The organism is Mycobacterium sp. RTGN4, assembly GCF_033804635.1.
Taxonomy (GTDB): Bacteria; Actinomycetota; Actinomycetes; order Mycobacteriales; family Mycobacteriaceae; genus Mycobacterium.
Map to the genome: position 1 here is coordinate 132,942 of NZ_JAPZLB010000016.1, position 12,448 is coordinate 145,389.

Here is a 12,448-nt window from a genome sequence, read left to right on the forward strand (position 1 = left end):
TACTAGGATTTGCGGGGTGGATGTCGACGCGTTCGTCCTGGCCCACCGCGCGACGTGGGACCGGCTCGCGCAGCTCGTCAAGCGCCGTCGCAACCTGAGCGGCGCCGAGGTCGACGAACTCGTCGACCTGTATCAGCGGGTGTCCACGCACCTATCGGTGGTGCGCACGGCATCGACCGACGGCGTTTTGGTGGGGCGACTCTCGGGACTGGTGGCGCGGGCGCGGGCGGCGGTCACCGGGGCCCACGCGCCGTTGTGGAGCGAGTTCGCCCGGTTCTGGATGGTGTCCTTTCCCGTCGTCGCCTACCGATCGTGGCGGTGGTGGGCAGGATCGGCGGTGGGGTTCTTCGTCGTCGCGACGATCATCGCAGTCTGGGTCGCGCACTCGCCGGAGGTGCAGGCCATCATCGGAACCCCAAGCGACATTGACGAATTGGTGAACCACAAGTTCGAGTCGTACTACAGCGACCACCCGGCGGGTTCGTTCGCGTTGCAGGTGTGGACCAACAACGCATGGTTGGCCGCCCAGTGCATCGGCTACGCGATAGTGCTCGGCATTCCGATTCCCTGGCTGCTCTTCGAGAACGCCGCCAATGTCGGCGTCAGTGCCGCGTTCATGTTCCAGGCCGGCAAGGGCGGCCTGTTCCTTGGCCTGCTCACTCCGCACGGGTTGCTGGAGTTGACGGCGTTGTTCCTCGCGGCCGGAGCCGGCATGAAGCTGGGGTGGACGGTGGTGTCACCCGGCAATCGACCGCGTGGGCAGGCCTTGGCCGAACAGGGCAGGGCCGTCGTCTCCGTCGCAGTGGGAATGGTCGTCGTCCTGCTCGTCTCGGGCCTCATCGAAGCCCTCGTCACGCCGTCCCCCCTGCCGACGTTCGTGCGGATCGCGATCGGCGTCGCGGCCGAGGCCACCTTCCTGGCCTACGTAATTCGCTTCGGGCGCAAGGCGGCTCGGGCCGGCGAGACGGGTGACGTCGAGGACGCCCCCGACGTCGTACCGACGCGCTGACCCGCTACAACTTTCCGCTGGCCTTCATGGCCAGATAGCGGTCGGCCAGCGCGGGGGCAAGCTCTTCCGGCTCGGCGTCCACGACGTCGACACCCATGCGGCGTAGTCGGGTGGCGATATGGCCGCGGTCGTTGCGGGCACGCTCAGCTGCCGCGGCGTCGTAGACCTGGGCCGCGTCGGCGCGACCCGCCGCCAGTCGGTCGACCCGCGGATCCGCGACGCTGGCGATCAGCACGTGATGTTTGGTCGATAGCTGCGGCAGTACCCCCATCAGCCCCTCGTCCAACGCCGATGCGTTCAGATCGGTCATCAGCACGACGAGCGCGCGCCGCCGGATCCGGCGCTGGACGTTCGCCACCATGGCGGGTGCGTTGGATTCCACCAGTGCGGGCTGCAGCGGCGCCATGGCGTTGACCAGTTGGGCCAGCAGTTCGCTTCGCGACGCGTTGTACACCCCGGCTCTCGGCACCCTGTCGTGTGCGATGAAGTCGACATGGTCGCCGGCGCGGGAAGCCAACGCGGACAACAGCAATGCGGCATCCATCGACCAGTCCAGGCGGGGCCAGCCGCTCGGGTCACCAGCCGTCGGGTCGACGCCGACGCGGCCCGCCGAGGTACGTCCGGTGTCCAACACGATCACGACACGACGGTCGCGTTCTGGACGCCAGGTTCTTACCACGACGTCTGCGCGCCTCGCCGTTGCGCGCCAGTCGATGGAGCGCACGTCGTCGCCGACGACGTACTCGCGCAGCGAGTCGAACTCGGTGCCCTGGCCACGGATCAGCACGGGGATCATGCCGTCCAGTTCGCGCAGCTTGGCCAGCCGGGACGGCAGATGCTTGCGCGACAGGAAGGGCGGCAGAATCCGGATCCGCCACGGCACGCGATGCGAGGTCTGCCGACCCGCCAGCCCGAGCGGACCCACCGAGCGCGCGGTCACCAACGCTGCATCATGATCCCCGCGGCGCACCGGCCGCAACTGCGTGACCACCTGCAGCCGTTGTCCCGCAGCGATGTTCACCGAATGCGTGCGCGGTTCTGCACGCGTGGACGGCGGCCAGGCGTCGCGGACCTGGCCACGGAACCGACGATTCCCCGGCTGCTCGATCACCAGTCGCGCGTCCACCTGCTCGCCGAGGCGCGCCGCCGCGTCCCCGAGCCTGCTGAAGCGCAGCCGACGGGTGTTCGCGGCCAGCGCGACGTCGACCACGATGGCCGTCAGGAGCAGCAGCGCCAGCACGGTGAACGCCGTTGCGGGCCAGGGGGATAAGCCGACCGGCAGTACGCACAGCAATGCCACCAGCCAGGCGCGGCCGGTCAGGGCCACTAGCGTGGCACCGGCACAGCGGCCAGGATCCCGTCCAGCACCCCATCGGGGTTGGCGCCCTCCAGTTCGGCCTCAGGGCGCAGTGCCACACGGTGCCTCAACGTCGGACGGGCCATCGCCTTGACGTCGTCTGGAGTGACGTAGTTGCGGCCCGACAACCACGCCCACGAGCGCGCGGTCGACAGCAGCGCCGTTGCGCCGCGCGGAGAAACGCCGAGTTGCAGCGCTGGCGAATGTCGGGTCGCTCCAACGATGTCCACGATGTAGCCGAGCACCTCGTCGGCCACCAGTACCTGCTGCACCGCCTCCCGTCCGGCCGCGAGCTCGGCGGGCCCCGCGACGGGTCGGATGGCCGATAGGTCGCGCGGGTCGAACCCGTGTGCGTGCCGCGACAGGATCGCGATCTCCTGGTCGCGAGGTGGAAGCGGCACGTTGAGCTTGAGCAGGAACCGATCGAGTTGAGCCTCGGGAAGTTGGTACGTGCCTTCGTATTCGATGGGGTTCTGCGTGGCGGCGACGATGAACGGGTCGGGGAGCGGCCGGGGTTCGCCGTCGACGCTCACCTGTCGCTCTTCCATGGCCTCCAACAACGCGGCCTGTGTCTTCGGCGGTGTGCGGTTGATCTCGTCGGCGAGCAGCAGGTTGGTGAACACCGGGCCGGAGCGGAACGTGAACTCGGCGGTGCGGGCGTCGTAGACCAACGACCCCGTGATGTCGCCGGGCATCAGGTCGGGTGTGAACTGGACGCGCTTGAAGTCCAGTTGCAGTGCGGCGGCCAGGGTTCGGATGAGCAGCGTCTTGGCGACCCCCGGCACGCCTTCGAGCAGCACGTGGCCACGGCACAGCAGCGCGATCACCAGTCCGCTGACGACGGCGTCCTGCCCGACCACGGCCTTGGCGATCTCGGTGCGCAAGTCGAGTAGCGCGCTTCGTGCGGCGTCCGGATCCACGGTGGGCGGAGTGGCGGTTGGCTGAGTCAAGATCGTGCGACCTGCCTTTCGATGTCGTCCAGTTGGCGGGAGAGTTCGACGAGTTCGGCGTCGGTGGCAGGCGGCGGCCCGTACAGCCAGTGCTCGATGAGCGCCGGATCGCTGCCCACACGGTGCGCGACGGCCTGTGCCACCGCAGCGGGAGGTGATTGCGTACCGAGACCGAGCCTGGGCAGCGTGCGCTGCAGCGCGGCGGTCCGCAAGGCGTCGGCAGCCCGATCTCGTGCGCGACGCGAGCGGTACAACCTCCCGCGACCTTCGACGGTTTCCGACGCGCGCACGACGACGGGCAGGTGCTCTGCCACCAACGGGCCGATGCGCTTGCCCTGCCACAGCGCGACGAGCAGCACGACCAGAACCAGCTGCGCGACGATCCACCACGCACGGTCGGGAATGGCGTCGACAATCGAAGTGCCGGTGCCGGATTCACCCTCGATCCGCTGCGGCGTGTACCAGACCACACGCGGCCGCGCCCCAGCGAGGTTCATGGCCAGCGCGGCGTTGCCCTGCTTCAGTAGCCCGGAGTTCGTCATGAAGTCCGCGCTGCCGACCACCGTGACCGTCCGCCCGTCGACTGAATAACGCACAAGGGCGTTGTCGTAGCAGCGGGTCAGCGGGGTGTCGCCGGTGGCCTCGTAGGTGGGGCTGATGCCGAGCTCGACCTCGCCCGCGCGGTCGGCCTCGCGCAGGTCGCATCCGGGCTTGCCGCCGTAACTGGCCCCGGCGGCCTGCTGGACGGCGGGTGCGAGCGCCTCCCGGGTGCGCGAAACCGGCTCCACCAGTAGGCGATCGCCTGGCAGCCCCGCCAGCCGCTGCAAGACGTCCACGTCGATCAGATAGTCCGTCTGCGCGACGAGCAGCAGCGCGTCCGGCGTCAGCGACCGCTCGATGTCGGCGACGTCGTCGGCCTCGATCACCTCGACGCCCTGCTCGCGCAGTAGTGCCACCAGGGCGTGGGCGCCGTCGGGCGAGGTCGCCTCTGGATCCATCCGGCCACCGGGCCGCGGGGCGGTCAGGTAGGTGCTGACGGTCGAAACGACGATGATCGCCACCAGGGCGAGCAACACCCAGCGGATCGAGCGCCAGCGTTGCCGGACGGTGGGTCCGACGGCCGACGTGGTGTCGGTCATCGCACCTCGACCCAATCCGGGTTCGGGCCTGCGTTCGCCGCGACGCCCGGACCCGCCCGAGTGTCGGAGCAGAGGTGGTCGTCGAGCCCGGCGACCAGCCGGTAACCGGCCTCGGTTCCTGGCCGCTCACCGTACGTCACGTCGTTGAATATCATTGCTGCGCTGCGTAACTCGGTGACCAGACTGGGTATGGCCGCCCCGGCGTCGCGGGCCAACTCGTTCGCGGTGCGTCCCGGTACCGGATTGAGCACCGCCGTCTCCTCGAGGTGACGCGCGACGGCGCGCAGCCGGTGTCGGATCGCCGATGCCCAATCGCCCTGGGCCGCATATTGTTCGGCGGTAGCGCGGTGCTCCGCCGCGCTGCGCTCCTCGGCCCCGAACAGGGCGGCTCGGCCCCGGTTGGTGCGCATGGTGCGCATGGCGACGCGGACGGCCACCACCACCGCGACGGCGAGCAGCACCAGCAGCAGGGCGATCGTGAACCAGCCACCGGGAACCGACGAACCTTCCATCATGATTCGGTAGAGCAGTTCGTCGAGCCAGTTCACGAGGCGCTCGATCAACGATGCCGATGGGTAGATGGGTTTGCCGAGCTCGTGCCGGGCAGCGTCGTGCGCGGTGTCTCGGTCGATGTCGACGGGTGCGGATGCGACGAGCGTGACGATGAGGGACACGTCAGGGCCGGCTGGTTCTCGCGCGGGCGCTCATCCGCGGCGCGTCGTCAGCCAGAGCCGGTCGGTCGCGTCGACTGCTGAATCCTGTTGCGTCGTCGCGCCGGTCTGCAACACCAGATCGAAGGCCTCGGCGCGAATCCGCCGGTCGGTGTAGAGCAGCACGACCACACCGGCGTTGAACGGGGCGGTGATGATCTGCCCGATCGCGCCACCGATCGCGATCAGTATCAGTGCCACCACGACTGTGCCGGTGGATTGCTTTGCAAACAACAGGACTTCGCCGACGACGCTGAAGGGCAGCGACACTGCGCTCGCGATCACGCTGGCGACCAGCACTCCGAGGAAACGGATGCCGAAGACCCGCCAGAAGTCGTTCTTCACGAGTGCGAAGGACCGCTTGATCGCGGCCACGATGCCGAGCCGTTCCAACACGATCAGGGTCGGCGCGAAGCTCAGCATCGTGCCGAGATAGGTCAGCAGCACGAGGAGTCCCAACGCCAACACCACTCCGACGAGCGCGGCGGCGACGCCTCCTCCGAGGACGGCGATGCCGACGATCAAGCCCACGACGACCGCGACGAGCACCGCGGCGCCAAGGGCCTCGAGGGCGGTGAACCCGAATAGGGCGAGTAGTCGGCCACGAGCGCGCTGCCAGGCCTCGGCGACGGTGATCTTCGTGCCGAACACCGCCCGTCCGACGATCACCGTCAGCAATCCGCTCAGCACGATCGCGGCGAGGCCCGTCGTGATGGCGCCGGCGAGGCTGGATAGTGACAACCCGATGAGCGCGGGATCGGAGGGTTGACTGCTGCTGCCGAACGACGAGAAGTTCGAGGACTTGAGCTCGCCGAGCGCGGCCAGCGGCCCGACCTGCAGCACCAGCGCTAACACCTGCGCGGCGACGATCACGATCGCGGTAATCCCAAGTGTGGCTTTCGGATTCATCCGCACGTAAGCGACGGCGCCGTTATAGATGTCGGACAGCGTGAGCGGGCGAAGCGGGATGATGCCGGGCTTCAGGGCCTGGGGGGCTGCAGCGGGGTATCCGGGCGGCGGATAGCCGTAGCCGGGTGGCGGGTAGTACGCCTGCGCCTGGTATCCGGGCGGCGGATGGCCGTAGCCGGGTGGCGGGTAGTAGCCAGGAGGTGGATAACCCGGCGGTGCTACGGGACTCGGGTAGGCCGCCTGCGGAGATGCCTGTGACTGCGGCGCGTCGACGGGAGCGAAGCCACCGGCGTCGTTGCTCATGCTCACCATCCTGGCGATAGCGGCAAGGATTGACAACGTGCCGGCGCAGCGTGCGGCCCCAGGTAGCGTCTAGTGCATGGCGGAACTCAAGAATCGGCTGCGCGAAGACCTGAAGACGGCGATGAAGGCGCAGGACAAGTTGCGTACCGGGACGCTCCGGATGCTGATCGCGGCGATTCAGGCCGAGGAGGTTTCCGGCAAGCAGGCGCGAGAGCTATCGGATGACGAAGTGCTCAAGGTGCTTGCCAGGGAAGCGCGCAAGCGCGGCGAGGCCGCCGAGATCTACGTGACGAACGGTCGAGGCGAACTTGCCGCCAACGAACGCGCCGAGGCGACCGTCATCGACGACTACTTGCCGACGCAGCTCAACGACGACGAGTTGGCCAATGTCGTCAACACGGCTATCGCCGACGTGGCCGAGGAGTTGGGTGAGCGCCCACATCAAAAGCACATGGGCCTGGTGATGAAGACGGCCGTCGCGATCGCCGGCGGCAAGGTCGACAGCGCCAGACTGTCCGCCGCCGTGAAGGATCGGCTCTGATTCAACTCGCTGGCCGCATTGGGCCGGGCGCTACCGAACGAGTTGGAGCCGCGGCCTAGGCGCCTCAAGGGTTGCCGCCGCGCCCCACGGTCCGAGCGCGTCTTCGATGGCATCTTCGGCGACACCCAGTGAACGAGCCTCTTCAACGGCATCTTCCAGACCGTCGAGAGCTGCGTTCAGCACCGACAGTCGGGGTTGTAGGCCGACTGGGATTAGTTTGCCTGCGTCGACGATTCGTTGAATCGCTTCTTGCCGCCGGTCGGCAACCGTGGCGGTCCGCTGTGTCATATCCAGCCAATCTATGGAAAGCAAGGCCGCGTCTGATTACCCGGTATGGGCAGCGAGTAACCGATTGTGGGTCAATTCACGCGGTGTTGGGTCGGGCCAACCCCGTGTCAGATAGCGAATCACGAATTGCCCACTTTGGCGCGCTGAGCGGCAGCGCCACGTGCGCACTGACACAGAAAAAGACCCCGACCAGTATCACCAGTCAGGGCCTCTCACCTGTGCCAACGCGGTCGGGGTGGCGGGATTCGAACCCACGACCTCTTCGTCCCGAACGAAGCGCGCTACCAAGCTGCGCCACACCCCGCGTAGAGCCACGACAGCGTATCGCACCGGGTCAGCCGGAGGCCAAACGCCCGCTCGCTCATGCGCTTCTCGTGAGCGCGGTCACGGTTGCGTGCGCCAGAGCTGGGTAGCCGGGAGGCAGGAAAGCCGCGATGGCGCGGATCACCTTCGCATTCGGGGATGAATAACGATGTCAGACCCGTTGTAGACACTGAACACAGCAGACGAACCACCATCGACCGAGAGAGGCGTGAAATGACCGGATTGGGAGCTGCAATCTATGGCGGATTCTTCGCCCTTGCGGCGTTGTGGTTGTTCCTGACGTCGGACTACGCGGGATTCAACCGCGGAGATCAGGACCAGGATCCAGAGCGTTCGAACTCCATCAACGCGGCGGCGGGCTCCGACGAGTCCAGCCCGTGGCTGCTCAGCCACTCGGCGTCGAAGTAGGTATCGGCGTACCGATCGCCGCTGTCGGCGATCAACGTCACCACCGATCCGCTGCGGCGCTGCGCGATCATTTCGGCCAACAGGCCGAAGCAACCCCACACGTTGGTGCCCGTCGATGGGCCTACCCGTCGACCCAGCACGGCGCTCACGTGGTGGCAGGCCGCAACCGAGGCCGCGTCGGGCACCGTCACCATTCGGTCGACGACGTCAGGTAGGAACGACGGCTCGACGCGAGGCCGGCCGATGCCTTCGATGCGTGACGAGGCGCCGGTGACGATGTCTCGGCGGCGTTGCGCGTAGGACGGGAAGAACGCCGACTGCTCCGGGTCGACCACGCACAACCGGGTCGGGTAGCGCCGGTAGCGGATGTAGCGCCCGATCGTCGCGCTGGTGCCTCCGGTGCCCGCCCCTACCACTACCCATTCGGGTGTGGGGTGCGGTTCGTCGTGCATCTGCTCGAAGATCGATTCGGCGATGTTGTTGTTGCCGCGCCAGTCCGTCGCCCGTTCGGCATTCGTGAACTGATCAAGGTAGTGGCCGCCGGTCTCGTCGGCCAGCCGCTCGGCTTCGGCGTAGACCTGATCCGAGTTGGCAACGAAATGGCAACGGCCGCCTTGTGATTCGATGAGTTTGACCTTCGTGGAACTGGTCGAGGACGGCATCACCGCGATGAACGGTAGCCCAAGTAGCGCGGCGAAGTAGGCCTCGGACACCGCCGTCGAACCAGACGACGCTTCGATGATGGTGGTCTGCTCACCGATCCAGCCGTTGCACAGGGCGTAGAGGAACAGCGAGCGGGCCAGCCGATGCTTGAGGCTGCCGGTGATGTGGGTGGATTCGTCCTTGAGATACAGCTGCACGTCGACGCCGTCGCACCACTTCATGGGCAGGGGATACCGCAAGAGGTGGGTGTCGGCGCTGCGCCGGGAATCGGCCTCGATCAGGCGTACCGCATTGTCCGCCCACTGGCGCGACGGGTTGTGTGACGCGACGGAAGCCGACTCGCTCACCGGGCCGCGACGGCCGAGTGGGACACGCCTGCCTTGGTCCCGGCATGACCACCGCCGGTGGGGGCCGCGACCAAGGTCAACAGCGTCACCTCGGGTCGGCAGCAGAATCGATACGGCGCGTACGGCGAGGTGCCCATGCCCGCCGACACGTGCAGTTGGGTGTCTGCACCCCACCGCGATGCGCCCTTGGCCCGCGACGGGTCCAGATCGCAGTTGGTGACGACGGCGCCGTAGAACGGGACGCACAGCTGGCCGCCATGCGTATGGCCGGCCATGATCAGCTGGTAGCCGTCGGCGGCAAAGCGATCCAGCACCCGGGTGTACGGCGCGTGCACGAGCCCCAACGAGAGGTTGGCAGCCGGGTTGGGGCGCCCTGCGATGGTGTCGTACCGATCGCGGGACAGGTGCGGGTCGTCGACGCCCGCGACGGCGATCAGCTGACCCTTCACCTCGATCTCGCGGCGGGTGTGGGTCATGTCCAGCCAGCCGCGTTCGGTGAAGGCCGCGCGCAGGTCCTGCCACGGCAGCGGCTCACCGGTCACCCGCTTCGACGGGTTGAACAGGTAGCTGGTGGGATTCTTCGGCTTTGGTCCGAAGTAATCATTGCTGCCGAAGACGAAAAGCCCCGGCACGGACAACAGATCACCCATGGCCTGCACGACGGCTGGCACGGCCTTCGGGTGGGACAGATTGTCGCCCGTGTTGATCACCAGGTCCGGATCCCAGCGCGCGAGCTCACGCAGCCACGCCTGCTTGCGACGCTGTTGGGGCCGCATGTGGAAGTCACTGAGGTGCAGCACGCGCAACGGCGATGAACCCGGCGTGAGTACCGGCATCGTCATCTCCCGCACCACGAACGCGTTGCGCTCGACCAGCGTGGCGTAGCCGATACCGGAGATCAGCGAACCTGCGGCGACCAAGGCCGTGTTCTTCAGGACCGTCGAAGGGGCGGACATGTTCGCAGCCTACTGCGTGATCACCACACCGACCGCGTCTGTGAGCGGCCCGTTATCAACCCCACACATTCTGATCAGGGCGGTGGCGGCGGACCCAGCACCGGCACCGTGATCGGCGGCAGGCCCGGAATCTGGATGACCGTCGACCCGACTTCCGGTGGCGGCGCATTCGGATCGAATGGCAGCCCCACCGGTGGCGGCGGAGGAGGTGGCGGAATGCCGTTGCTGACCTGGAGGGTGATGATCGAACCGGGGACGGTCTGCCCATTGGGCGTGGTACCGACGACCGAACCCGCCGAAGCACCGCTGTTGACCGAGCTCGACTGATCGGCGACCTGGAAGCCGGCATCCTTCAGCCGCTGGCGGGCCAGGTCCTCGGTCATTCCGGAGACGCTCGGCACCTTGGAGCCCGGCGCGCCGTCGACGTAGCGCGGATCGGTCGGGGGCAGCTGCACGTCAGGTGGGGTGATCGGCTTCATCGCCGTGAACCACGTGCGGGCGGGTTCGTTACCGCCGAACAGGTCTCCGCTGCCGCATTGACGAAGCGGGAAGGAGCACAGATCACCCGGCGTGCTCGAGTCGTCGTAGATGTAGTTGGCCGCGGCGAAGTCGGCGGTGAAGCCAAGGAAGGCCGACGATCGGTGGGCCTCGGTGGTGCCGGTCTTGCTCGACACCGGCAAGCTCCACCCGACTGCGCCCGCTGAGCCCGCCGCGGTGCCCGGCGAGGTGTCGTCCTTGCTCATCGCATTGGCCAACGTGTTGGCCAACCCCTCCGGCACGACCTGCTCACAGGTTTCCGTCGTAACCGAAACGTCCTTGCCATTGCGGTCGAAGACCTTGTCGATCGGGTTGGGCGGGCACCAGGTGCCTCCCGAACCCAACGTCGCAGCCACGTTCGACAACTCGAGCGCGTTGACCTCGATCGGCCCCAGCGTGAAGGAGCCCAGATTCTGTCGTTTGACGAAATCGGCCAGACTCTCGTTGCTATCCGGGTCATAGTCGCGGGCGGTGCCGGGTAAGGCGTATGACCGCAGCCCTAGCTTGACGGCCATGTCGACCGTGCGCTGGACGCCGACCTGGGAGATCAGCTTCGCGAATGCCGTGTTCGGCGAGGTCGCCAATGCGTCGGTGACACTCATCGAGCCGCGGTAGTTGCCTGCGTTGAGCACGCACCAGGTGGCCTGCGGGCAGCCCTTGGCTCCGCCGCTGCCCAGCCCCTTGGCCTCGAATCGGGCAGGTGCATCCAATGTCGCGCTGATGCCCATGCCCATGTCGAGCGCCGCCGCGGTGGTGAAGATCTTGAAGATCGACCCAGCGCCGTCGCCGACCAGGGAGAACGGCTGCGGCTGCATGGTCTCGCCAGCGTCGAGGTTGAGCCCGTAGGTGCGGTTGCTCGCCATCGCCAGGACGGGATGCGAGTCCTTGCCGGGCCTGATCACGCTCATCACGCTGGCGACGCCAGGGAGGTCGGGCGCTGCGATGCCGTCGACAGAGGACTTCACGGTGTTCTGCACGTCGGGGTCGAGCGTGGTCTTGATGAGATAGCCGCCCTTGGCGACCTGCTCCTTGCTGATGCCAGCGCGGGCCAGGTAGTCGAGCGCGTAGTCGCAGAAGAACGCCCGGTCGCCGGCGGCGATGCATCCGCGTGGCAATTCGTTGGGCTGGGGGAGCACGCCGAGCGGTTCGGCCTTGGCGGCGCGCAGCGCTTCAGCCTCTTGCGGGATGTTCTCGATCATCGTGTCCAACACCAGGTTTCGCCGTGCGAGCGCACCGTCGGGATTGGTGTAGGGGTTCAGCGCGCTGGTCGACTGGACCATGCCGGCCAGCAGCGCCGCCTGTTGCCAGTTCAATTCGGAGGCGTTGACGCCGAAATACGTCTGAGCGGCGTCCTGAATCCCGAACGCGCCATTGCCGAACGACACCAGGTTCAGATAGCGGGTGAGGATTTCCTGCTTGGTGAACGTCTTGTCCAGCGTGAGCGCCATCCGGATCTCGCGGAGCTTGCGGGCTGGTGTGGTCTCGATGGCCGCGCGCTTCTCGGCGTCGGTCTGCGCGATGACCAGTAACTGATAGTTCTTCACGTACTGCTGCTCGATGGTCGAGCCGCCTCGGGTGTCGACGTCACCGGAGGCATAGCCGGCCAGCCCGGTCAGGGTGCCCTTCCAGTCCACGCCGTTGTGCTCGGTGAACCGCTTGTCCTCGATCGAGACGAGGGCCAGCTTCATCGTGTTGGCAATCTGGTCGCTGTGCACTTCGAACCTGCGCTGGCTGTATAGCCAGGCGATCGTGTTGCCCTTGGCGTCGACCATCGTCGACACGGCAGGCACTTCACCCTCGACCAATTGCGCGGAACCGTTGGCAACCACGTCGGAGGCCCTGTTGGACATCAGGCCGAACCCGCCGACGAGCGGAAACATCAGCGCCGCGGCAACCACACTGGCCAATAAGACGCACCAACCGAGCTTGATCACCGTCACCGTCGTCGGGGGACGCGGCGACGTCGGCTCAGACATGGGTACAGAGTAGCCACGTCCCTTGCCGGCA

At 67.1% G+C, this 12,448-nt stretch carries 11 protein-coding genes and 1 tRNA gene; 2 read left to right on the forward strand and 10 right to left on the reverse strand.

Going from position 1 to position 12,448, the window contains the following annotated elements:
- The first annotated feature begins 16 nt into the window (after window positions 1-16).
- The gene (locus SLQ30_RS27530; RefSeq protein ID WP_319449963.1) at window positions 17-1,009 is read left to right on the forward strand and encodes a stage II sporulation protein M; all 993 of its coding nucleotides are present in this window, start codon (window positions 17-19) and stop codon (window positions 1,007-1,009) included.
- Window positions 1,010-1,013: 4 nt separating this feature from the next.
- Here SLQ30_RS27530 and SLQ30_RS27535 read toward each other — a convergent pair whose 3' ends face one another.
- From SLQ30_RS27535 to SLQ30_RS27555, 5 genes are read right to left on the reverse strand one after another with little or no spacing between them, the layout of a single operon-like run.
- Window positions 1,014-2,336 carry a DUF58 domain-containing protein gene (locus SLQ30_RS27535; RefSeq protein ID WP_319449964.1) on the reverse strand — a complete coding sequence of 441 codons (1,323 nt, stop codon included), beginning with the start codon at window positions 2,334-2,336 and terminating at the stop codon, window positions 1,014-1,016.
- On the reverse strand, window positions 2,336-3,316 hold the full coding sequence (locus SLQ30_RS27540) for a MoxR family ATPase (protein ID WP_319449965.1): 981 nt from the start codon (window positions 3,314-3,316) through the stop codon (window positions 2,336-2,338). The genes SLQ30_RS27535 and SLQ30_RS27540 overlap by 1 nt, the downstream gene beginning before the upstream one ends.
- On the reverse strand, window positions 3,313-4,455 hold the full coding sequence (locus tag SLQ30_RS27545; protein WP_319449966.1) for a DUF4350 domain-containing protein: 1,143 nt from the start codon (window positions 4,453-4,455) through the stop codon (window positions 3,313-3,315). The genes SLQ30_RS27540 and SLQ30_RS27545 overlap by 4 nt, the downstream gene beginning before the upstream one ends.
- Window positions 4,452-5,129: a DUF4129 domain-containing protein gene (locus SLQ30_RS27550; protein WP_319449967.1), complete on the reverse strand. Its 678-nt coding sequence runs from the start codon at window positions 5,127-5,129 to the stop codon at window positions 4,452-4,454. Before SLQ30_RS27550 ends, SLQ30_RS27545 begins: the two co-directional genes overlap by 4 nt.
- A 30-nt stretch (window positions 5,130-5,159) precedes the next feature.
- The gene (locus SLQ30_RS27555) at window positions 5,160-6,386 is read right to left on the reverse strand and encodes a hypothetical protein (RefSeq protein ID WP_413468194.1); all 1,227 of its coding nucleotides are present in this window, start codon (window positions 6,384-6,386) and stop codon (window positions 5,160-5,162) included.
- A gap of 67 nt (window positions 6,387-6,453) precedes the next feature.
- Between SLQ30_RS27555 and SLQ30_RS27560 the strand changes: the two genes are divergently transcribed.
- The gene (locus tag SLQ30_RS27560; protein WP_319449969.1) at window positions 6,454-6,918 is read left to right on the forward strand and encodes a GatB/YqeY domain-containing protein; all 465 of its coding nucleotides are present in this window, start codon (window positions 6,454-6,456) and stop codon (window positions 6,916-6,918) included.
- A gap of 30 nt (window positions 6,919-6,948) precedes the next feature.
- On the opposite strand, the gene SLQ30_RS27565 is transcribed toward SLQ30_RS27560, so the two are convergent.
- The 5 genes from SLQ30_RS27565 to ponA2 all read right to left on the reverse strand — a co-directional run bounded on the left by SLQ30_RS27565 (window position 6,949) and on the right by ponA2 (window position 12,417).
- A complete protein-coding gene (locus tag SLQ30_RS27565; protein WP_319449970.1) occupies window positions 6,949-7,206 on the reverse strand; it encodes a hypothetical protein in 258 nt (85 codons plus the stop codon).
- 230 nt (window positions 7,207-7,436) lie between these two features.
- Window positions 7,437-7,510: transfer RNA gene (locus SLQ30_RS27570), tRNA-Pro, on the reverse strand.
- A gap of 331 nt (window positions 7,511-7,841) precedes the next feature.
- Window positions 7,842-8,948: a PLP-dependent cysteine synthase family protein gene (locus SLQ30_RS27575; protein ID WP_319449971.1), complete on the reverse strand. Its 1,107-nt coding sequence runs from the start codon at window positions 8,946-8,948 to the stop codon at window positions 7,842-7,844.
- Complete coding sequence (locus tag SLQ30_RS27580; RefSeq protein WP_319449972.1) at window positions 8,945-9,904, reverse strand: metallophosphoesterase; 960 nt, start codon at window positions 9,902-9,904, stop codon at window positions 8,945-8,947. Before SLQ30_RS27580 ends, SLQ30_RS27575 begins: the two co-directional genes overlap by 4 nt.
- Window positions 9,905-9,978: 74 nt before the next feature.
- Window positions 9,979-12,417, reverse strand: coding sequence for a transglycosylase/D,D-transpeptidase PonA2 (gene ponA2 / locus SLQ30_RS27585; protein ID WP_319449973.1), 2,439 nt, complete (start codon window positions 12,415-12,417; stop codon window positions 9,979-9,981).
- Between the last annotated feature and the right edge of the window lie 31 nt (window positions 12,418-12,448).